General features: G+C 56.8%; 18 protein-coding genes. 12 read left to right on the top strand and 6 right to left on the bottom strand.

The features are described 5' to 3' along the window. Positions 1-132: 132 nt before the first annotated feature. Positions 133-408: a hypothetical protein gene (locus NW828_RS02075; RefSeq protein WP_414349897.1), complete on the top strand. Its 276-nt coding sequence runs from the start codon at positions 133-135 to the stop codon at positions 406-408. A gap of 182 nt (positions 409-590) precedes the next feature. On the opposite strand, the gene NW828_RS02070 is transcribed toward NW828_RS02075, so the two are convergent. Next, positions 591-2,867: a ComEC/Rec2 family competence protein gene (locus NW828_RS02070; RefSeq protein ID WP_414381086.1), complete on the bottom strand. Its 2,277-nt coding sequence runs from the start codon at positions 2,865-2,867 to the stop codon at positions 591-593. 257 nt (positions 2,868-3,124) lie between these two features. Here NW828_RS02070 and cphA point away from each other — a divergent pair, with 257 nt between their 5' ends. From cphA to NW828_RS02055, 3 genes are all read left to right on the top strand, one after another. Next, positions 3,125-5,821, top strand: a complete 2,697-nt coding sequence (gene cphA, locus NW828_RS02065; protein WP_414381084.1) for a cyanophycin synthetase — start codon at positions 3,125-3,127, stop codon at positions 5,819-5,821. A gap of 330 nt (positions 5,822-6,151) precedes the next feature. Further along, a complete protein-coding gene (locus NW828_RS02060; RefSeq protein ID WP_011432545.1) occupies positions 6,152-6,352 on the top strand; it encodes a hypothetical protein in 201 nt (66 codons plus the stop codon). A 122-nt stretch (positions 6,353-6,474) separates the two neighbouring features. Further along, on the top strand, positions 6,475-7,344 hold the full coding sequence (locus NW828_RS02055; RefSeq protein WP_414381082.1) for a prepilin peptidase: 870 nt from the start codon (positions 6,475-6,477) through the stop codon (positions 7,342-7,344). Between the two features lie 269 nt (positions 7,345-7,613). Here NW828_RS02055 and NW828_RS02050 read toward each other — a convergent pair whose 3' ends face one another. Together NW828_RS02050 and NW828_RS02045 are read right to left on the bottom strand one after the other, a co-directional pair. Then, a complete protein-coding gene (locus NW828_RS02050) occupies positions 7,614-7,988 on the bottom strand; it encodes a DUF6883 domain-containing protein (RefSeq protein WP_414330567.1) in 375 nt (124 codons plus the stop codon). A gap of 102 nt (positions 7,989-8,090) precedes the next feature. Further along, positions 8,091-12,053 carry a magnesium chelatase subunit H gene (locus NW828_RS02045; protein WP_414381080.1) on the bottom strand — a complete coding sequence of 1,321 codons (3,963 nt, stop codon included), beginning with the start codon at positions 12,051-12,053 and terminating at the stop codon, positions 8,091-8,093. A 271-nt stretch (positions 12,054-12,324) separates the two neighbouring features. Here NW828_RS02045 and NW828_RS02040 point away from each other — a divergent pair, with 271 nt between their 5' ends. The 8 genes from NW828_RS02040 (at position 12,325) to NW828_RS02005 (ending at position 18,626) form a co-directional block, all read left to right on the top strand. Next, positions 12,325-13,461: a Druantia anti-phage system protein DruA gene (locus NW828_RS02040; protein ID WP_414381079.1), complete on the top strand. Its 1,137-nt coding sequence runs from the start codon at positions 12,325-12,327 to the stop codon at positions 13,459-13,461. A 17-nt stretch (positions 13,462-13,478) separates the two neighbouring features. Next, entirely contained in the window at positions 13,479-14,627 is a 1,149-nt protein-coding gene (locus NW828_RS02035; protein ID WP_414381077.1) for a DNA double-strand break repair nuclease NurA, read from the top strand. A 4-nt stretch (positions 14,628-14,631) separates the two neighbouring features. After that, entirely contained in the window at positions 14,632-16,455 is a 1,824-nt protein-coding gene (locus NW828_RS02030; RefSeq protein ID WP_414381075.1) for an ATP-binding protein, read from the top strand. 139 nt (positions 16,456-16,594) lie between these two features. Continuing rightward, on the top strand, positions 16,595-17,323 hold the full coding sequence (locus NW828_RS02025; protein WP_414381073.1) for a type 1 glutamine amidotransferase: 729 nt from the start codon (positions 16,595-16,597) through the stop codon (positions 17,321-17,323). Positions 17,324-17,399: 76 nt separating this feature from the next. Continuing rightward, the gene (locus NW828_RS02020; RefSeq protein WP_414381071.1) at positions 17,400-17,606 is read left to right on the top strand and encodes a hypothetical protein; all 207 of its coding nucleotides are present in this window, start codon (positions 17,400-17,402) and stop codon (positions 17,604-17,606) included. A gap of 81 nt (positions 17,607-17,687) precedes the next feature. Continuing rightward, complete coding sequence (locus NW828_RS02015) at positions 17,688-17,978, top strand: nucleotidyltransferase family protein (RefSeq protein WP_414329506.1); 291 nt, start codon at positions 17,688-17,690, stop codon at positions 17,976-17,978. Then, positions 17,968-18,306, top strand: coding sequence for a DUF86 domain-containing protein (locus NW828_RS02010; protein WP_414343083.1), 339 nt, complete (start codon positions 17,968-17,970; stop codon positions 18,304-18,306). Before NW828_RS02015 ends, NW828_RS02010 begins: the two co-directional genes overlap by 11 nt. A gap of 47 nt (positions 18,307-18,353) precedes the next feature. Continuing rightward, a complete protein-coding gene (locus NW828_RS02005) occupies positions 18,354-18,626 on the top strand; it encodes a hypothetical protein (RefSeq protein ID WP_414347213.1) in 273 nt (90 codons plus the stop codon). A gap of 354 nt (positions 18,627-18,980) precedes the next feature. Here the strand turns inward: NW828_RS02005 and NW828_RS02000 are convergent, their stop codons facing one another. The 3 genes from NW828_RS02000 to NW828_RS01990 form a co-directional block, all read right to left on the bottom strand. Next, positions 18,981-19,481, bottom strand: a complete 501-nt coding sequence (locus NW828_RS02000; RefSeq protein WP_414381069.1) for a low molecular weight protein-tyrosine-phosphatase — start codon at positions 19,479-19,481, stop codon at positions 18,981-18,983. A 137-nt stretch (positions 19,482-19,618) separates the two neighbouring features. Continuing rightward, positions 19,619-20,197, bottom strand: coding sequence for a leucyl/phenylalanyl-tRNA--protein transferase (aat, locus tag NW828_RS01995; protein WP_414381154.1), 579 nt, complete (start codon positions 20,195-20,197; stop codon positions 19,619-19,621). Positions 20,198-20,214: 17 nt separating this feature from the next. Continuing rightward, positions 20,215-20,667 carry a hypothetical protein gene (locus tag NW828_RS01990; RefSeq protein ID WP_414381067.1) on the bottom strand — a complete coding sequence of 151 codons (453 nt, stop codon included), beginning with the start codon at positions 20,665-20,667 and terminating at the stop codon, positions 20,215-20,217. Positions 20,668-20,947: the final 280 nt, after the last annotated feature.

Below are 20,947 nucleotides of genomic sequence, written 5' to 3'. Positions count from 1 at the left end.
TCCCACTATTCGCAACGATGTCGAGTTCTCTACAAAGTTCACAAAAGATCACTTCATACTTTGCAAAGACCCGTGACGGACAGGCGAAAAGGGAAGAAGATTAAGACATAATAAAGATTTGGGTTGCCGTTCATGCTGTCCATTCCCGATTACGAGCGGCGGGACATCCAAGTGCCACTCTCGTGCATCCCCGTTGCCGCCCGGGCCTTGATCCGGCAGGGGGTATCCGTCTGCTGGCGGGAAGAAAGCCTGTCTGCCTTGATTCGTCTGGGATCCAAAGGAGCCGCCGACCGAGCCGCCATTCTGCTGGTGGAAATGAGCCTCATGGGCCAACCTGAGGAGCTAAAAAGCTGGCTGGAGATGTGCTGGCGACTGCCCGCTTGTCCCAGGGAACCGCTGCAGGTGTAGGGGTACCCTCTGTGGACGAATGCGGGATCGGCTTCTGTAGCTATTCCTCTGTAGCTACTCTGAACATGTCTAAGACATCCCCCGCCGCCTTGCCCTGCTAGCCTCTCTCCCACTTTGTTTGGGAAGCTGCAAGCTTTTTTGCTCGAATTCTACCGAGTTTGTACCCCAGACTACAGCGCTGCTCAATCCAATTGTGACCTCAAGGTTTGCACTCCCCGCCGCGACCAGCTTACCGCTCCAGACCGATCGGCTACGTAGAGGGGTCGTTGTTTCTGCCGGAACCAGGTGACCACCGTCTCGCCGACAGAGCCAGAGCTAATGCCCGCCTGCACCTGAAAGCGCTCCAGGAGATCCAAAATCAGGGATCCCCCGTCCCACCACAGCCAGTCGATCTGGGCCGGCATCAGCGGGGATCCGGTTAGCTCGGCTTGCACATGGGTGCCGGCAGAGCCCAGCAGCAGCCAATGGGATCCCTCTGTTTCTAAAGTCAACACCAGGGGGTTGGTGTGGATGGCCTGTAGGCTCAACCGCTGCGACACCGGGATCCGGTCGGCAGGCTGCAACACTCGATAGGGGATCCCGGCAGCTTGCACAGCACTGAGGGAGCGCAGGTAACTTTCGGAAGCAGCGTTGGCCCCTCCCCCATCCCAAAATTGCCCAATCGCGCTGGCGGGACGCAGTCCTTTGGAGAAAGCCGACAGCAGGATCTCCCAGCCGCCATTGGCAGAGCCGACAGAGGTCATGGCCACCGCTCCATCCAGACGGTGCAAGCCCTGCTGCCGCAAAAAGGGCAACACCGTGCGTTCTGCCAGGCGGGGATCCCCGCTGTTGAGCAAGAGGTGGCGCCCTTCCGCTTGAATGGCCAGGATGGGAATTCGTCCACTGGCCAGGGCGGTGATCTGAACGGCTGGCCCCGGCCACATCCTTGGACCCAGGAGGATGGCGGCCATGATCAGGGCTGTGCCCTGCCAGCGGAAGGCCTGTCGCCACCGCGGCCAAAAGGTTAGGGCCACCAGCGCGCCGTAGAGGAGCAAGCACTGGAGCAGAGAAACTCCGCCGGTGTAGTAGGAGCTGAAGGGCCAACCGGCTATCCAGCTCACCCAGTTGATCAAAGGCGTGAGAAGCAGCCCTAGGGGCCTTGCCAGCAGGGATCCCAGCCCTGGAGAGAGTAAAGCCACAAAGGCCACCCCGAACCCCGCCACCAGCAGCGGCACCAGCAGAATCAGCAGCAGCGGGTTGGCCAGCAGTGAATAGGTGGGGATGCGGCCAAAGATGGCCACCTGCAGCGGCAAAGTCCAGATCTGGGCGGCCAGAGGAACGGCCAAGGCGGTGGCCACTGCCGGGGGCAAAAAGTCCAAGCGGGAAACGATGGGAGCTGTCCCCACCAGCAGGCCCAGGGTGGCGGCGAAGCTGAGCTGGAACCCCAAATCCGTAATCCACATGGGCTGATAGATTAGCAACACCACCGCCACCACCAGCAACGTGCCCAGCGGATTGAGCCTAACTTTTCCCTGCAGGCGCGGCTCCGTCAGCACCACCATGGCTGCTGCCCCCATCAGTGCTGCCCGCAACACCGAAGGGCTGAACCCCGTCAGGGCAATGTAAAGCCCCAGCACTGCCAGAATGATCCCCTGCTGCAGGCGCACCGCCAACCGCCGTGTTAGGACAAACACCACCCCCACCAACAGCGACACATGAAACCCAGAGGCGGCCAGCGCATGGGCCATGCCGATTTCCCGGAAGGCATCCTGCAAGTCGAAATCCAATTGGGCGGCCCGGGATCCCAGCACCAAGGAAGCCAACAGATTCCCCTGCCGCTCCCCCAATCCAGCAACGAACGCCTCTCGCACCCGCCGCCGCAACACCCAGCCCCCCCAACCTCTTCCCCCCGGCTGCAGGATCACCTCACGGGCGCTGAAGCCGGCAAAAGCCCCCTGGCGCTGCAGGTAGGCTTGAAAATCAAAGCTGCCCGGGTTCAAGGCCGGACTGGGAAGGTACAGGGATCCCGTCAGGCGCACCCGTTGGTTGGGGTGGAGATCCTTGTCCTGGAGGGCCTCAGGGCCGGTGGTGACGTAGAGCTTGCCGCTGACCTGGCGGGCCGTGGAGTCGGCGTTGAGCACCTGCTCTGCTCTCAGCCAAAATTGCCGCCGTTCGCTGCGGGTGGGACGAGGTTCCGAGAGGACGGTGCCCACCAAGTTCATCTGCTGCTGGGGGGCCAACAGGCTGATATCCGTCGGCCCGGGAAAAGGCTGCCGCCAACCCAGGTAATTCCAAGCCAGACACCCCACCAGACCCATCGCCAGCCAAGTGCGGGCCAGACGCGGTTGCCGCCGGCACAGCAGGGATCCCGCCAGCCCCAATCCCAGCAGGATCCCCCAGCCCCACCCGGCAGCCTGGGGCCAAGCCCGCACCAGCAGGCCCAAGATCCAGCCCAACCCCAGCAGATAGGTTCTTTCCATGTGCCGCAGACCCGTCTGCCCCCCACTGTACCGATGTGGTCAAGCGGGATCCATTGCGTTGTCTTAACCTTGCTCGCCTGCCGAAAGAATTGTATTAAAGGATACTCTTTCTCGACCTTGGCAAAGGGAGTGTAGATTAGGGCTGGTCGCGCCAGCGGGATGTAGTCCTTGGCAGTTTCCTGCGCCGGCATCCTGAAAACGACCCTAAAACGACCCTAAGTTATCTGTCCCCTTCCCCGCTGTTTCCCCTAGACCCTATGCGCATCCGATCCATCCGCGTTCTCAGTGGCCCCAACTACTGGAGCATCCGTCGTCATAAGCTGATTCAAATGCGGCTTGATCTGGAAGACTTGCAGGAGCGACCCACCAACACCATCCCGGGTTTCAAAGAAAGGTTGGAGGCCCTGTTGCCGGGACTGTGGGAACACCAGTGCTCCCGCGGCTGCTATGGGGGATTCTTGCAACGGGTGGAAGAGGGCACCCTCATGGGCCATGTGGTGGAGCATGTGGCCTTGGAACTGCAGACTCTGGCCGGCATGAAAGTGGATTTTGGCCGCACCCGCGAAACCTCCACCCCCGGCACCTACAACGTCGTGTTCGAGTATCAAGAGGCAGAGGCCGGGCGCTTTGCGGCCAAAGCTGCAGTCTACCTCTGTCAGGCTTTGGTGGATGGAGAAGACTACCGCCGCGACCTAGAACTGGACATTCAAGAGTTGCGAGAGATCCGAGAGAACGTCCGCTTCGGCCCCAGCACCCAAGCTTTGCTGGACGAGGCCGCCCTGCGCGGGATCCCCTATCTGCGCCTCAACAAGGGATCCCTGGTGCAACTGGGGTACGGCGTCTACCAAAAGCGCATCGAAGCCACCACCACTGAAAAAACCAGCATCATTGCTACCGACCTGGCCGCCGACAAGCGGGCCACCAAAGAACTGCTGCAGGACATGGGGATCCCGGTGCCCAAGGGCTATACGGTGCGTCGCCGCAGCGAGTTGGCAGCCACCATCGAGGATGTCGGGGGCTTTCCGGTGGTGATCAAGCCCCTTAACGCCAACCACGGCAAGGGCATCACCGTCAACATCACCAGCCTGGAAGCCGCCGAGATCGCCTACGATGCCGCCAGCCAATACTCCGATGTGGTGTTGGTGGAAAAGCACCTGGTGGGGGATGACTACCGACTGCTGGTGATCAACAACAAGCTGGTGGCTGTGGCCAAGCGGATCCCAGCCTATGTGGTGGGAGATGGCCGCTCCACCATTCAAGAGCTGATCGACGAAGTCAACAGGGATCCGCGGCGGGGGTTTGGCCATGAAAACGTGCTGACCCAAATCAGCGTTGATGACATGACCCTGCGCATCCTCGAAAGCAAAGGCTACACCCTGGATACAGTGCTGCCCAAAGGAGAACATTGCACCCTCAAGTCCACGGCCAACCTGAGCACCGGCGGCATTGCCGTCGATTGCACCGATATCATCCATCCCTACAACGCCTTCATTGCCGAACGGGCAGCTCAGATCATCGGCCTGGATGTGGCGGGCATCGACCTCATCTGCCCGGACATTGCCCAGCCCGTCAACGAAACCGGTGGCGGCATTGTCGAGGTGAACGCTTCTCCCGGCCTGCGCATGCACCTGGCCCCCAGCGAAGGGATCCCGCGCAATGTGGCTGAGCCCATCATCGACATGCTCTTTCCCCCCGGCAGCCACACCCGCATCCCCATCCTGGCCGTCACCGGCACCAACGGCAAAACCACCACCACCCGCCTGATCGCCCACATCCTCAAAGGCATCGGCAAGCGGGTCGGCTTCACCACCACCGACGGCGTTTACATCCAAAACCATCAAATTGCCAAGGGAGACATGACCGGCCCCCACAGCGCCCGCCTGGTGCTCAGGGATCCCACCGTAGAAGTGGCGGTGCTGGAAACGGCGCGAGGCGGCATTTTGCGAGAGGGGCTGGGGTTTCCGGAATGCGATATTGGCGTGGTGCTCAACGTAACCTCAGATCACCTGGGGTTGGGGGATATCGAAACCCTAGAAGACATGGCCCGCGTCAAATCCGTCTTGGTGGAAGCGGTACACGAGCGGGGCTACGCTGTCTTGAATGCCGATGATGGTCTGGTGGCCGCCATGGCCGCCAATGTCAAGGCGACAGTGGCCTATTTCAGCATGAACCCGGAAAATCCCCTCATTCAAAAGCACATTGCTTCCGGGGGCATAGCAGCTGTCTATGAAGAGGGCCACATCTCAATTTTGAAACGGGGCTGGAAACTGCGCATAGAAGATGTAACCAAAATTCCCCTCACCCTCTCTGGCAAGGCCAGCTTCATGATCCAAAATGTGCTGGCCGCTACTTTGGCAGCCTTCCTGCACGGGGTTTCCATCGACGACATCCGCATGGCGCTGGGCACCTTCACCAGTTCTGTAGCCCAGACCCCCGGTCGCCTCAACTTGTTTGATGTAGGGGGCTACCAGGTGTTGGTGGACTATGCCCACAACCCAGCAGGTTACGAAGCCATTCAAAGTACCCTGGAGCGCTGGGATTGCCAACGAAAAATTGGGGTTATCGGCGGGCCTGGGGATCGGCGCAACAGCGACCTACGAGAGCTGGGAGTCTTGGCAGCGCGCATGTTCGACCGAGCCATTGTCAAAGAAGATGATGACCGGCGAGGACGGGAACCAGGCGAGGTGGCCGCCCTAATCCGGCAGGGTTGGGAACAGGAAAAGGCAGGGGATCGTCTGCAGGAAATCTTGGATGAGGCAACTGCTATCGAAACCGCTCTGGAGAAAGCCGAACCCGGAGACCTGGTGGTGATCTTTCCGGCGGATGTACAGCGCACCATCCAGATCATCACCCGCTTTCAAGACAAGCTCAATCCCAAACCCAGTTACCGTGGCTCCTCCTACAGCATCGGCCCAGATTTGATCTCCCCCAGCCCTGACGTCAAACTGTCTTAGGCTGGCTGCCGACAACTCCAGAGTGCTCTATGGCCTCCATTCCTGGACAGACATCTGGACAGACATCGAGAATTGAGTGGGCGGAGGTGACCCATAAGTCCTCGGCGGCGATATCCTAAGTTTAGGCTGGCGGGGGCGGGTGACTTGTCTTTTGGGAAGCAGCAGGTGTTCGGCTCAGGGGATCCTCGGCTTTTCAGAAGCCTTAACCGTTCTAAAAAAGTCTGAGGGATGGCAGACAGAACTTTGGGGATCCCAAAAGGTCTAAAGACTCCGTCCCGCCGACGCGATGGGAATGTCGTTAGGGTAGTTGTGAATTTGGCAAGGAAAACAATGGACAGCGCTCTGCTTCAAGCGGCTCGCCAGATTTATCAATTTCATCTGCAGTATCGACCGGAAGTGCTGGAGCAACCTCCGCGGGGGGTAGTTATTCACCGCCGTACCCTGCGAGGGGATCTGATCTTTTCCGAGTTCCCCATCCTGCTGCCCCAGGAAACTTTTATTCCGCTGCAGCAATTGGAGCCGCTGCGGTGAGGCACAAGGAGCTACGCTGACAGAGCAGATCCTTCCTTTTTCTGCCTTTAGGGACTCCGTCCTGCCGACGCGATGGGAATGGCTGCCATGCTCGAGATTCTCCCCTACTGCACAACGCTCACATGATGTGGCTGAGCATGATGTGGCTGAGCAGCGCCGACGCCAACAGAATCTGGGAGCTGCGCCTGTTGGCCTGGGTGCTGGTACTGGTGCTGGGGGCCTGTGTGGGCAGCTTCTTGAACGTGGTGGTCTATCGCCTGCCGCAGGGTCTTTCTCTGCTCCATCCCGGATCCCATTGTCCAAGCTGCAAGACGCCGCTGGGCCCCACGGAGAACATTCCCATCCTAGGCTGGTTGTTGCTGCGCGGTCGCTGCCGCCATTGTGGAGCGCAGATTAGCTGGCGCTACCCTGCCGTTGAGGCGTTGACAATGGGCCTGTTTGCCCTCAGCATCGGCGCTTTGGGGTTTTCTGCCCAAGGGATCCTCACCTGCATCTTGTTGAGCTGGCTGTTGGCCCTGGCGCTCATCGATCTGGATACCTTTTTGCTGCCGGAGGAGCTGACCCGTTCAGGCCTAGTGGTGGGGCTTTTGGCCCGCCTGGCTCTGCCGTGGCTCCAGGGATCCGGATCCCTGGCCGCTACAGGCCTGTCACTGGTGGAAGGGATTGCAGGAGCTGTGCTGGGCCTCTGGCTGCTGGAGGGCATTGGCCTCTTGGCCCGTTGGGTCTTGGGGCGGGAGGCTATGGGCGGGGGAGATGGCAAGCTGTTGGCCCTGATCGGCATGTGGTTGGGCTGGCAGGGGGTGGTGGTGGCCCTTCTTTTGGGTTCCGGGTTTGGCCTGCTGGCTAGCTTGCTGGCCATGACCAAGGGGCGGGCCCGCCTGGGAAAACTCATCCCCTTTGGCCCCTACCTGGCCTTGGGTGGAGGGGTAGCGGCTCTGGCCGGATCCCAACTGGTGGAGGGCTATTTACGCTGGGCCGGATTGGTGGGGTAGAGGGAACGTCCATTCAACATTGGATACTTCATGTTTCGGGATCTATGACTTCAAACTGATCGGGAAAAAGAATGAGATTAAAATATCGAAAACCTCCTACCAAGCTCAAATCCGGAACCGCTAAATCAACCGCATAGCCTTCAGTGGGATCTGAGTAACATTCCACAATGGATCCCTGAGTTCCAGCAGGAATAGTGGTCTCGCTGAAATACTCCTTGACATCTGCCACAGTTTTGACTCTACTGTATGGCTTGATTCTAGAAGTGGTTTTACTCATCATTGTGTACCTCTAGCCAATTGGTGACCAAACGAGGGATTAAACTTTCCTTATCAACCTGCCACACGGTCACTAAAGTGCCTTTTTTCTGATTGAGGCCCAAAATTTCAATCTTGACTCGATAGCGGCTTCCATAGGGTGTTGGAAACGGATCCCCGGCTAAGGCGCAAGGCAGAGCAGCAGTAACCTGTTGCAGAATGTGAGCAAATCCCACCCTTCTTCCCTCTGGTGTACTGACATCATAGCCAAGCTCTGCAAAGGCAATCCACTTGCCTTGATTTCCAGGATTAGCTGGATTCATAGAGTAATCAACGAACTTGGCAGGATCCACTGCTGCTTCAGAAGCCCTGGGCAAGGATCCGGCCATGGTTGCAGCTTTTGCCGACTTCACGTAAGGTCTAAGGACTCCGTCCCGCTGGCGCGAACAGTAGCCCAGACGTCTCACGCTAACCTGAAACAACCATATTAATTACTCCACCCCTTCGATTCTGTCCTCGATCTCCTGATACAGCTCCTGCAGGCGCTCGATATTGGCCTGGGAAGTCTGCCAGTAGCCACGCCCATGCACCTCCAGCAGGGATCCGACAATGCGCCGGAAGGAGTGGGGATTGAGGTTCATCAAGCGCTGCCGCATCGCCTCGTCCTTGATGAAAGTCTCGTTGGTTTCCTCGTAGATCCAGTTGTCCACCGCGCCTGCCGTAGCTGACCAGCCGGAGGTGTTGACCAGCCGCTTGGCGATCTCCCGTACCCCTTCGTAGCCGTGCTTGAGCATCCCCTCATACCACTTGGGGTTGAGGAGCTTGGTGCGGGCGTCCAGACGGATGGTTTCGCTCAGGGTGCGGATCTGGGCGTTGGGCGTGGTGGTATCTGCCATGTAGGCCGAGGGGGCCTTGCCGTCGGGGCGCAGGCTTTGCACCAGCTTGGTGGGATCCGCGTCGAAGTAGTGGCTGACATCGGTCAGGCTGATCTCCGAGGAGTCCAGGTTCTGGAAGGTCACATCCACCGTCTTCAAGCTGGCTTCAAAAAGCTGCCGCATCTGCTGGTTAGGCAGATTCGAGCCAAAGGCAAAGGACTTGCGGGATAGGTACATCTCCCGCAGCTCCCTCTCGTCCTCCCAGGAGCTGTTTTCCACCGCCAGGTTGATGTTGGCGGAGTAGGATCCGGAAGCGTTGGAAAAGACCCGCGTTGCTGCCTGCTCCAACGTCAGCCCCAGCTCTTCTGCCTGCTGCAAGGCGTGCTTGCGCACAAAGTTCAGCTCCGGTGGCTCCACCGCTGCGGCCGCCAGCTTCACCGCCCGGTCGATCAGATCCATCTGGTTGACAAACAGATCCCGGAATACCCCAGAGCAGTTCACCACCACATCGATTCGGGGACGGCCCAGCTCCTCCAAGGGGATCAGCTCCACCTTGTTCACCCGCCCCAGGGCATCGGGTTTGGGTCGCACCCCCAGCAAACACAGCACCTGCGCCAGGGATTCCCCATAGGTCTTGATGTTGTCGGTGCCCCAGAGCACCACCGAGATGGTCTCCGGGTACCGGCCACCGTTACTGCTCATCTCGCGAGCCAGCAGCCGTTCCACCACCATCTCCGCCGACTGGATGGCGGCTGCCGTGGGGATGGACTGGGGATCCAAAGCGTGGATGTTGCGCCCTGTCGGCAACACATTGGGGTTGCGGATGGGATCCCCTCCTGGCCCCGGCAAAATGTACTCCCCTTCCAAGGCCCGCAGCAGGGATCCCAGCTCATAATCTGCCGTAATTTGCTTGAGGCACTCCTCCAGAAATTCAAACAAGGGCTTCAAAAGATCCGGATCCACCTGGGGGTAGCCCGCTTCTTTTAGGACTGCCAACCAGGGGGCTTGCCGGCCCATGTTGAAAAAGTTGAGCTTGGCCACCCGCGCGACCCGGCCCTGGGCGTCGGTCTGCTCCTGCACCAGCGCCGCCACCGCCTTCTGGCAGGCCTTGTTGATGCGATCCAGCAGCTCCGTATCCGCCAGGTGTCCCCGATCCCGGTTGCGGTAGATCTCATCGATATCCCGGCCCAGGCTTTGGGCAAGAATGCGCGGCAGACCCAGGATCCCTTCTTCCGGGCGGTCGATGCTGGCAATGCTCACCAGGGTGGCAATCGCCTCCTCTGCTGTGGGGGGCGCTCCAATGACGTGCAGACCACAGGGCAACAGCCGCGACTCGATCTCCATCAGCTTGGCGTAGAGCTTGCCCACCACCCTGTCCCGCTCTTCCAAGCTCAACTGGGCGGCGTCCCCCTGGGGCAACTCCACATCCTTGTCCAGGTTCACCAGCCGCGCCTTGTCGCAGATGGCGTTGACGATGGCGATGCCCCGCGCCCCCTCCCGCAGGGTTTGGTAGGAGCCGATCATCTCCCGCAGCTCTTGCAGCCCCTTGTAGAGGCCGGCGTTTTCTGCCGGCGGCGTCAGGTAGCTGATGGTGCAGGCGTAGCCCCGCCGCTTGGCAATAGTGGCCTCACTGGGGTTGTTGGCGGCGTAGTAGTACAGGTTGGGCAGGGATCCAATTAGATTATCCGGATAGCACTCGCCCGACATGCCGATCTGCTTGCCCGGCATAAACTCCAGGGATCCATGGGTGCCAAAGTGCAACACCGCATCCGCCCCCCAAACTTTCTCCAGGTAGGTGTAGTAGGCAGCAAAGCCGTGGTGGGGGCTGGCTGACCTGGAAAAAAGCAGCCGCATGGGATCCCCTTCATAGCCGAAGGTGGGCTGCACCCCGATGAACACATTGCCAAAGTGCTTGCCGTAGATCAACAGATTTTGCCCATCGGTATTCAGGTGCCCCGGCGCTGGCCCCCAGTATTGCTCGATGGCTTTCACGTAGGGTGTCAGCGCCTCGTACTCCCGCACCGACAGTTTGGCGGCCACATTCAGCTCCGGGCTAGCGTACTGGGCCTGGGGATCGTGCAGGATGGACTCCATCAGCTCCTGCGGGGTTTTGGGCAGCTCGGGGCCGAGGTCATAGCCGTTGTGGGCCAGGGCCTGCATCACCCGGTGAATAGAGGCAAACACATCCAAGTAGGCCGCCGTCCCCACATTGCCTTTGTCCGGCGGGAAGCTGAAGACGGTGATGGCGATCTTCTTCTCCAGCTTGGGCTTGCGCCGCAAATTGGCCCATTTAATGGCCCGCGCCGCGATCAGCTCGATCCGATCCTGCATTGCGTGAGCTTTGCCGGTGGCCGCATCCCGCCCTGAGAGGATGATGGGATCGATGGCCCCGTCCAGCTCGGGAATGGCAATCTGCAAAGCCACCTGCACCGGGTGTAGGCCCAGATCGCTGCTGGCCCATTCTTCCGTCGATTGAAACACCAAGGGCAGCGCCACCATGTAGGGGCGATTCAGCCGTTGCAGCGCTTCCACTGCTTTGGGGTGATCCTGCCGCGCCGGCCCCCCCACCAGGGCAAATCCCGTCAGCGACACCACCACATCCACAACCGGAGTGGTCTTTTGGGCATTCCAGAAAAACTCGTTCACTGGCTTGGAGAAATCTAGACCCCCGGCAAACACCGGCACCACCCGCGCCCCGCGCGACTCCAGCTCTTGCACCATGGCCACGTAGTGGGCATCATCCCCCGTCACCAGGTGGGTGCGCTGCAACACCAACCCCACACAGGGGGCCAAGGGATCCTTCACGTCCTGCGGCAGATCCTCGCGGGCGTTGTACCAATCCAAATACTCCGACAGGCTGGCAAACATCTGGGGTGCCAGGGGGTGCCAAATGCCCATCTCCAAATAGGTGACCGGCTCGGCAAACTGCACCTGATCCCGCATCCCCGGCAGGTAGCGATCCGCCAGCATCAGCAAAAAGTTCTCCAGGTTCTCGCGGGATCCCCCCAGCCAGTACTGGAAGCTGAGCATGAAGTTGCGGGCATCCTGCGCCTTGTCGAAGGGCAGATACTTCAGCACCTTGGGCAGGGTCTGCAGCAGCTTCAACATCCCCTCCTGGAAGTTGGATCCCTGCTGGCGCTTGCGCATGAACTGGGCAATGGCGCTCTTGGACTGTCCCAGCTGCGCCATGGAAAAGGATCCCATCTTGTTCAGGCGCATCACTTCCGGCATGGAAGGGAAGACCACCACCGCATCCAGCCGCTCCCGCAGGGGCTGCACCGCCTGCACCACCTTCTGGGCAATGTCCTCGATGAAGATCAAGGATCCAATAAAGACATTGGCCGTTTCCAGATCCCGCCGAAAAGCCTCATAGCCCGCGGGATCCCGCAGCTCCTCCACCAGATAGCCGGACAGCTCCACCGCCAGCTTGGAGTTGTGGGCGTTGATGTGCTGCACTGCTGCGGTCAGGGCACTCTGATATTGCGGCTCCAACACCACATACACCACCTTCATCAAGCGGCGATCCCCTACCTCAGCAGGGGCAACGTGGCGGGTGATGGGCTTAACCAGAGTAAACATGCGGTCGCTCTCCGTCCGGTGATGCAAACAGCCTACGGGTAAGCATTATCCCTTATGACCTGTTTCCCGTTCTACCCGAGAAACGGATCCCTGCTGGGGGCACGGAGGCAAGGCTGTAACAATTCGAAATAACCTTTGAGCCTCTGTAAGGGCAGAGGGATCTGATCACTCTGTGGGAGCCTTTCACGTTACCCTTAGCAAGGGAGCAGTGCAGTACGTTGTCTACGTTAAGGCTGCAGAGGATTGTTGAAGCAGAAGAGAATCGGCCAGGGTGAGTGAAGCGGAGTTAGCAGAACTTGTTTTGACTAAGCTTAAAGAAGCTGGGTTCGTAGTAACAGATGAAGGTAAGCTATGCCCTTCTGTCCTTGGTAAGGAGAGCTTGCGGCGGGTACACAGGCCTGCTCTTCAGTTAGAAATCGCTAACCGGCAAGATTGGCTTCGCCAATATCTTCCTAAATACCTCACCTTCTTCGCAGACGGTAACGAGATTATACCTGAGCGCATTGATCCGGTTTTAGTTGAGGTTACCAAACAGCAGCACCATGACCTCTTCCGCATAGCTCGGCTACTCTGGTCTATCCCGTTCTCCAAGGGATATGGGCGCCGCTCCCGGTTTCTAATCATAGACAAAGCTAATGACAAGCTGATCGGTCTGTTAGCTCTGCAGTCCCCGCCTCTTAGTTTTCCAGCTCGCGATCGTCTGTTTTGCTACCCCCCTGGCAAAAAAACGGAGATGGTTAACCAGACAATGGATATTCAAACTTTGGGCGCTGTGCCACCATATAACCGTCTCCTAGGTGGAAAACTGGTAGCGTTGGCAGCAGCGTCAAATGAGGTTCGACAAGCCTACTGGCACAAATACCTGGGTCGTGTGACTGAAATCGAACAGCGCATCCTAAAACCTCACCTAGTTGCACTTACAACCACAAGTGCTTTTGGAAGAAGTAGCCTGTATAACCGCCTGAGTTACAAAGGAATTCTTATAGCTAAGTCTATTGGCTATACCGAAGGATACGGAGCTTTTCACCTAGCGGAACTTTACCCACTATTCCGAGAGTTTTTAGAAAACCAAGGCATTTCGACTCGCGGTGGCTTTGGTAGTGGGCCAAGGCGGAAATGGCAAATAATAGTGAAAGCCCTCAGACGGCTAGGTCTTTCAGATCAGCTCCTCTACCATGGCATAAAGCGGGAAGTGTTTCTGTTTCGCCTGGTGGACAATCTGGAAGCATACATGGAAGGCCGTGACACTGAACCAATCTATCGCAATTTGCCATTCTCGGAACTGGTCGCCTGGTGGCGGGAGCGCTGGCTGCTGCCGCGAGCAGGGCGAGTGGATGGATGGCGGGCTTGGCGCAAAGAGGAAATCAAGAATATACTTCTGATGGAACAGAATAAGGCCACAGAGTAAAGATGGAGTAATTTGTAATGGAATCTGGAGAGCGTCCCTTTGGTGAACTTCCTGCTGCTTTAGTTGATGAGGCTCTCAAACGCACAGCGGATCTTGGTCAGAAACTGCTGGATAATTTTGAGCAAGTACGCACTCGTCGCGAGGAATGGCGAGAGGGCCTCAAGAGAGCAGGCTTGCTTCATCGCGATGCCGAGGTTCCCTATACGTCTGTTCCAACAACCTGCGGTGTAGATGGTTCCTATGCTGTTGAGCGATTGTTAGCCAGCGACCTGATTGCAGCAGCTGCTGTGGCTGTCGAAGGCTTGACGCCACCTTCAGAAACGCGCCACTGGCCCGAACCTCGCCACCGAATTTGGATAGAGACGGAGGCGCACGAAGCCGAAACGGGCACCATCCTGCGTGCTCTGATGATCGGTATGGAGTTAGAACTGGCAGCACAAGCGCCGCACGAGGTTGTCTTTATAGATGGCTCTCTCACGACCCCTCTCATTTACTTTAATCAGGCGCTGAACAAGAGTCAGGATGCTTTACATTTGCATACGACGGCCCGCTTTCTTGGGGGCGTGCTCTCGTTCCTGGAAGCTTACCGAACAGTATTGGCCTCAGCTCGAAGCGACCGTTGCTGGGTAGCGATACCCAAATATACGACAAGACGGGAAATTGGCCAGAAAATGGGCTGGCCTGATACCCACGACGATCGCGGACTTCTAAGTTTTGTGCTGGAGCCGGGTGAATACACAGGCCCTATGGTTCTCCAACAGCCTTCTCAACCCTGGCACTTGAATCTGGATCCACTCGCATCTAATCTCAAGCAAGAAGCAGAAGGCGTAACAAGGGAGATTGTTGCTCTACTGGATGAAATCCGGGTCGTTTATTATCGCCCTTATCCCTGGCTTCCCGCTCTTCGAGTGGAGATGAACCCGAAGGTATCTGAAAATCGGGCGCGCCTGGCCACAGTGCTCCATGGCATTCGTCATCAATGCGGTACACCGGCGGTCATGGAGCCCTACCCCCTCTACATGGCGGATCGTATGGTCAAGCACTTGCCCAAGGCCATCCCTACGTTTCGGCAGGTCACCAGCCAGCATATCGCTGAGACGTATTTGGGGGACATTAGTGAGGTTTTTCTAGGCCTGCATGGTTATCGCACCGAGTCAGGAGCCTGATCCTATGCCAACGAATAATCTTGATCAGCTTGTGGATGCAGCGGAACGGATTGGCGTGGTGGGGTCACCATCCTCTACCAGTGAATTGGTGCTGGACATCTTGGCCGGAGCCGTCAGCAAGAAGCTTGTGGGGGAACTGGCCCTGTTTCGCTATTACCAGGATGGGCTTTCTCATTATGCTTTGGGACAGATTACTGAGGTGAAACTGCGCAATGTCTGGCACGAAGACCCCACCATGCGCAGCCTGATTCGTCAGCGTGGGCGGGTGGATACAGTTAGCGAACGCCAGGATACCCATACAGGGGAGATGACGATCAGCGCCGTCTTCTCTGCTGAATCCAATGGCTACCGTCCCAGTATCCTGGGCACTGTCCCGGCTACAGGCACGCCCATTCATCTTGTCAATGATGCCGTTTTATCCGAATTGCTCTCGCCCTATCGTGACCAGCTTTTCTACCTGGGGCATGTCTATGGCTCAAAACCGCTTTTGCCCCTTTGGTTCAAACATTTCGACACTGGTCCCCAGGGTGCTGGCGAAGCCTACCATCTGGGCATTTTTGGCAAAACCGGTTCTGGAAAGTCGGTGCTGGCTAAGATGATCCTGCTGGCCTATGCCCGCTATCCCGGGATGGCACTCCTGGTCATTGATCCGCAGGGTGAATTTGCTAAAGAGGCGAGAGGTGAGGCAGTTCCAGGCGCATTCCAGTTGCGAATGAAAGAAGTCCTGGACAGGCTTGGAAAGCCGACCAATGTGTATAGCGTGAGGAATTTGGTGCTGGACCGGTGGAACTTGTTTGAACAGATCCTCTTGGAGTCAGGATTCTTTCAGCGGCTTGGCGTTAAAGCAGTCGAAAACCAGCGTCAGGCCGCAGAGGCCATAAGTGAGCAGTTGCAGAAAGACGGTGTACATCTTGCCGAGTTACACAAACGTGAGAGTTTCGATAAAGCGTGGGGATATTTGCAGGAAGAGCGTATTCAGGTGCGATTTTATGGTTCGAAGGAGGCTAGGGAACGAGTCCGTCAGCAGATGGCTGGTGCCAATCAGAATGACCTATATCAGACAATTTGGCTTCCTGTTACGCAACTGTTTCGTGAAGATCGTTCAGGAGCACAGAAAGTAGAGCAGCTGTTGGCCAGCCTGTTTAACTCTGATCGAAATCAGCGGCCTCTCGTCGTGATAGACTTGTCTATAGAACAGGCAACTCAAACTGCTGCGAGTTGGAATACGCTCCCCCTTTTTGGTGGAGATCAATCCCAGCCGCAAAGTACTCCCTTGTTCTGGAATGAGACGATACAAGCGCTGGTGATCAAACGGCTATTGGAAGGTATTCGCACAGCGGCAGAATATGCCTATCGGCAAAGCCAAGGTCTCAACACACTGGTGCTGATAGATGAAGCTCACCGCCTTGCACCCCGTGAAGAACCTGAGAGTGAAGAGAAGAAAGCTGTACGGGGCATCTTGATTGATGCGGCACGCACCACTCGTAAGTACGGAGTAGGCTGGCTATTCATCAGCCAGACCCTCTCTAGCCTGCACCGAGAGATTTTGGAGCAGCTGCGCATCCTTTTCTTTGGCTTCGGCTTAGGTATGGGAGCTGAATTCAAGACATTGAGTGAGCTAGTAGGTGGACGTAGCAAAGCTCTTGATCTCTATCAGCTATTCCGTGACCCACACTCGTCCTTTGACACTGAAAGCCGAGAGTACTCATTTATGACCATTGGCCCAGTTTCTCCTCTCTCGTTTGCGGGTACACCGTTGTTCTTCAACGCTTTTAGCAATGCCGACGAGTTTTTAAAGGCCAACTTTAGTAGTCTTATTAACAAATGAATAAGCTGTAAAGAGCACGATGAAGTTAAGGGGATCCATCAACTACCTCCAAGTACACTAAGAAACCCAGCCCCCGGAAACGTGACTGCCTGATTCTAGAAGCAGTGACAGCGAGGCAGCCTGGCAAGCCACGGGGGCTATGCTAGGCCGGGAGGTTAGTCTTGAAGCTGAGATGCGCGCTCACTACCTGCAACATGTGCCGTTTGAGGGTCTTGGCTACATAGAGTCTTGGCTTGGAGCCAAGGGATACCCTGTAACAGGCACAAGGTTCTTTGAATCGACGAGATTGCCGAGCCTGGATGAATTTGACATGCTCATCGTCATGGGTGGCCCTATGAGTGCCAATGACGAAAGCACGTTTCCTTGGCTGGTCCAGGAGAAAGAGTTCATCCGCAATGCTATCGAGGCTGGCAAGTCTATTTTGGGCATCTGCCTGGGGGCGCAACTGATTGCCAGCGCAATGGGGGCTCGGGTGTTTCCAAATCCCGTTAAGGAAATAGGCTGGTGGCCGGTGCAAGGGATCCAACCGGCTAACGAGCTGGCCTTTCGCTTCCCGCCTTCGATTGAGGTTTTTCACTGGCACGGGGAAACCTTCGAGCTGCCCCCTGGTGCAATTCACCTTGCCAAGAGCGAAGGCTGTGAGAACCAGGCCTTTCAGCTTGGACGCTCAGTGATCGGCCTCCAGTTTCACTTGGAAACCACGCCAGAATTGGTGCAAGGGCTTGTCTCCCACTGCCGCAACGAACTGTTGCCATCTACCTATGTGCAGTCGGAAGCAGAGATCCTCTCAGCCTCCCCTGAGAAGTACCAAGCCATAAACCGTCTAATGGGCGAGGTTCTCTCCTTTCTCTGTCGCTCCGATCCCTAGGCCCCGCGCTGCGCTCTAGAGAGCGGCCAAAGCCGTAAGATGCAGATCTGCAAGCCAAAGTTCCAAGAGGATAGACGTGGGCCATCAGGTTTTGGGACTGGGGATCGCGGGTTGGTCGGCTGCACGGCTGCTGCGGGCCCAGGGAAAAGAGGTGTGGGTCTGGGACGAGCAGGATTCGGAGCTCTTGCGGCAACGGCAGGCGGAGCTGGAACGGGAAGGGATCCCTGTCCTCTGCAAGGTGTGCCTCGGCTCAACTGTGCCTGCGACCTGCAAAGCGTTATGAATCTTTGTTTGAGTCGTAATTGAGAGGAAATAGGTGAGCTATAATTCCTAATGGACTTTTCTTTTCATTGCAGGTTGGGTAATGCAAAAACAGGAAGTCCTTACATTACTGGCAAATCACCAGAACACTCTGAAGGACTTTGGCGTAAAGTCTCTAATGCTCTTTGGTTCAGTAGCAAGGGATGAAGCGCAAACAGACAGTGATATCGATCTGCTAGTAGAGTTTGACCGTCCAGTTGGATTGTTCACTTTTGTACGCTTGAAACGATATCTAGAGGAAATTTTAGAGAGTCCGGTTGATCTAGGTACGCCTGACTCCCTCAAGCCCTATCTGCAAGAATCCGTTCTCCGGGAGGTGGTTCGTGCCTTCTAGAGATTGGCAGAACAGAGTAAGAGACGTGCTAGCTGCGATTGAAGAGATCCGAGAGTTTATAAAAGACATCACGTTCGATGAATTTCAAGTCGATCGAAAGACAGTTGGGGCAGTTTTGTATAATCTTGCAATTATTGGTGAAGCAGTTCGCGGCATTCCACCAGAGGTGGAGGCTTCGCATCCTGAAATTCCATGGGACGAAATGCGGGGAATGCGGAATATTGTGATCCATGAGTATTTTCAAGTGAGTTTGTCCATCATCTGGCAAACGATTCAAGAAGATCTTATTTTATTAGAAACCTCTCTTCGACAATTGATAAACCCTTAAGAGAAATGTATAATGTCGGAAGTAACAGCAGCATTAGACCTCACCTCATGCCCGGCTCCGATCCAGCGCGCCCATTTACTGTGGTGGTTGCCGACAACTTCCACTATGTGGAGAAATATAAAGAGTACGAGTACGGAAAGTTTGAGACCCTCGAAGCCGCAATTGCCGCTTGTAAGCGTATCGTCGACGAGTTTTTGATTGAGGCTTTGCGGCCCAGCATGACTGCTGACGAGCTCTACAGCGAATACACTTCGTTTGGAGACGACCCGTACATCGTTGGCTCGGAGGAGCCGGAAGTTCCCTTCTCAGCCCGTACCTAAGCAAAGGCGCGGTGTCTGGAGTTATGTGGATCCCAATCTGCACAAAACGCTGATGAGGATGAATCCGACAAATTGCCGGAGCAGCATCGGAAATAGAGGCAATTAAGTTAGATGAGGATCCCTCTGGGCCAGGATATATGGTTGTTTCAGACTGCAGGAAAGCAACTTGGGGATCCCAGGTTCCCCTAGTCTGCTTTGGGAGACAGATAAGGGGTATGTTTGTGTTGGCCGGTTAGAGATCGAAGGCAGGACAAATGTCCCAAACTTGTTCGGAATGACTATCGCAAACGGAGCTATTGTACTGGCTACCGTCTCATCGCCATTTGAATTGACTATAAATAAACACACAAGCTCTCAAGCACGGGAGGGCAACGGTGGGCATTGGATCCCGGGAACCAGGGATTCCAGCAAGCCGCTACAGGCATCCCAGAGCAGCTCGATCACGTAATGGAATCCAGCCTCACCCCCGTAGTAGGGATCCGGAACTTCTTCGTCAGAATGAGAGCGGCAATAGCTGCACATCAGGCGCACTTTCTCGGCATATTTTCCCTGGGGATCCAAGCTGAGAATGTCGCGGTAATTTTGTCGATCCATAGCCAGGATCAGGTCGAACTCGCGCAGGTCGGCGGGTTGGATCTGGCGGGCTTTGCCCTGCAGCTCCAGGCCATAGCATCGGACTGCTTGTTGCATGCGCCTATCTGGGGGGCTGCCGATGTGATAGGCTGCCGTACCTGCTGAGTCGCAGATAATTGCTTCCTTATGGCCGCTGCTGCGCAAAAGGTGATTGGTGATGCCCTCAGCAGTGGGAGAGCGACAGATGTTACCCAGACAGACAAACAGAAGCTTTTGGCTCATGGCAACCTCCCCATCGGATCCCATGTGTGGGCCCACCACAGGATGTATCCGCCTGCAACAGCGGGACGGATTCCCTTTCTATTTTCCACCAAGAGCCGCTGCAATGTTTTGTCGGCGGCTATCGTAACATTGCAGATTTAATTGAACCGACAAGGGATCCCCAGGCATTGCTGCAGCAGCTTCAGGTATTCTTGTCCCTCCATGAGAAAGGCACCAAAACGGGCCAGGTGCGGGTTCATCAACTGAGCGTCGAATAGGCGAAAGCCCCGCTCCCGTAAGTGCTCCACCAACTTCACCAAGGCCACCTTCGAGCCGTTGGGGATGCGGTAGAACATCGACTCGCCGATAAACGCCGCTCCAAGGGCAATACCCAGGATCCCGCCTGCCAAGGTCTCTCCCTGCCAGGTTTCAAAGCTGTGGGCAAAGCCAGACCGGTGCAGAGCTGCGTAAATCTGCTTCAGCTCGGGGCTAATCCAGGTTTGGGGACGAGCGGCACAGCCCTCTACCACCTGCTCAAAAGCGCAGTTCAGCCGCACCTGAAAGCGACCGCTGCGCACCAAGGGCCGCAACGAACGGGGGCAGTGAAATCGCTCATCGAGGGGGATCACCGCGTGCTGGTCGGTGCTGTACCAAGCCAGGGATCCCGTCTCTTCGTCGGCCATCAGAAAGTAGCCTTGGGCATAGCCTGCCAGAATGGTGGCCAGATCCACCTGCATTGCCTCAGTTGCGCTCCTCAAGATTGCCATTCTGCAGAGAGGCTGGCAAAATCCCCCCCATTGGCCCTGGGGTGACAATCCACACAGGCGCTCACCCGCACAGGAGTGGGAAACTCCACTTGCAGATGCAGGGCACGGAAATAGCGAGAATCTGCCAAGCGATAGGGCACCTGTTCCCCCTGTCGCAGGGGCCGGGAGTTGGGCCGCAAATAGCCCCAGGCCAGTTGTAAAGCCACACCGCTCAGGGGCTGGATCTGCTGGCCATAGTGGTTGGGATCCTGCAGCAGCCGTCGCCAGGTTTCAGTGGGCAACACTTGGGCGGGCAACGCCACATGGCAACCACCACAACTGCGCACATATTGAGCCTGCTCCAGTTGGGCTTGAGTCAGGCCCTGCTGCGCTTGTGCTCCCAGGTTCTGGGCCGATCCCGCCAGCAGGGATCCCATAAACCCGGCCAGGATGACTACCATGCTGCAAATCCAAAACCGCCGGCGTCGTCCTTGCAAAGGAGCCATGCTCTCACACCCACTGCCCATGCTTTCCCACTCTAGACCCACTCTAGATCAGGTGGCCGCTCGCCACAGTGGGACGGAGTCCATAAGATCCGGCCTCAACTGCTGGGATCGACTTGATCGACTTGGCCTATTTTTGGAGGAGCTTGAGAGATCGCGGATCTGATACATTTACGCTGAACACTGCTGAACATCACTGTTCAACTATGCAGCGATAGCATTCTGTTTGTTTCCAAAC

This window comes from Synechococcus sp. W55.2 (assembly GCF_047461635.1).
GTDB lineage: Bacteria > Cyanobacteriota > Cyanobacteriia > Thermostichales > Thermostichaceae > Thermostichus.
This window is presented reverse-complemented; position numbering and strand designations above follow the sequence as displayed.

Excerpts from the sequence above, each read along its gene's own strand:
- NW828_RS02075 (WP_414349897.1), top strand. The coding sequence starts at position 133 with ATGCTGTCCATTCCCGATTACGAGCGGCGGGACATCCAAGTGCCACTC.
- NW828_RS02070 (WP_414381086.1), bottom strand. The coding sequence starts at position 2,867 with ATGGAAAGAACCTATCTGCTGGGGTTGGGCTGGATCTTGGGCCTGCTG.
- cphA (WP_414381084.1), top strand. The coding sequence starts at position 3,125 with ATGCGCATCCGATCCATCCGCGTTCTCAGTGGCCCCAACTACTGGAGC.
- NW828_RS02060 (WP_011432545.1), top strand. The coding sequence starts at position 6,152 with ATGGACAGCGCTCTGCTTCAAGCGGCTCGCCAGATTTATCAATTTCAT.
- NW828_RS02055 (WP_414381082.1), top strand. The coding sequence starts at position 6,475 with ATGATGTGGCTGAGCATGATGTGGCTGAGCAGCGCCGACGCCAACAGA.
- NW828_RS02050 (WP_414330567.1), bottom strand. The coding sequence starts at position 7,988 with ATGGCCGGATCCTTGCCCAGGGCTTCTGAAGCAGCAGTGGATCCTGCC.
- NW828_RS02045 (WP_414381080.1), bottom strand. The coding sequence starts at position 12,053 with ATGTTTACTCTGGTTAAGCCCATCACCCGCCACGTTGCCCCTGCTGAG.
- NW828_RS02035 (WP_414381077.1), top strand. The coding sequence starts at position 13,479 with ATGGAATCTGGAGAGCGTCCCTTTGGTGAACTTCCTGCTGCTTTAGTT.
- NW828_RS02030 (WP_414381075.1), top strand. The coding sequence starts at position 14,632 with ATGCCAACGAATAATCTTGATCAGCTTGTGGATGCAGCGGAACGGATT.
- NW828_RS02025 (WP_414381073.1), top strand. The coding sequence starts at position 16,595 with ATGCTAGGCCGGGAGGTTAGTCTTGAAGCTGAGATGCGCGCTCACTAC.
- NW828_RS02015 (WP_414329506.1), top strand. The coding sequence starts at position 17,688 with ATGCAAAAACAGGAAGTCCTTACATTACTGGCAAATCACCAGAACACT.
- NW828_RS02005 (WP_414347213.1), top strand. The coding sequence starts at position 18,354 with ATGCCCGGCTCCGATCCAGCGCGCCCATTTACTGTGGTGGTTGCCGAC.
- NW828_RS02000 (WP_414381069.1), bottom strand. The coding sequence starts at position 19,481 with ATGAGCCAAAAGCTTCTGTTTGTCTGTCTGGGTAACATCTGTCGCTCT.
- aat (WP_414381154.1), bottom strand. The coding sequence starts at position 20,197 with ATGCAGGTGGATCTGGCCACCATTCTGGCAGGCTATGCCCAAGGCTAC.
- NW828_RS01990 (WP_414381067.1), bottom strand. The coding sequence starts at position 20,667 with ATGGTAGTCATCCTGGCCGGGTTTATGGGATCCCTGCTGGCGGGATCG.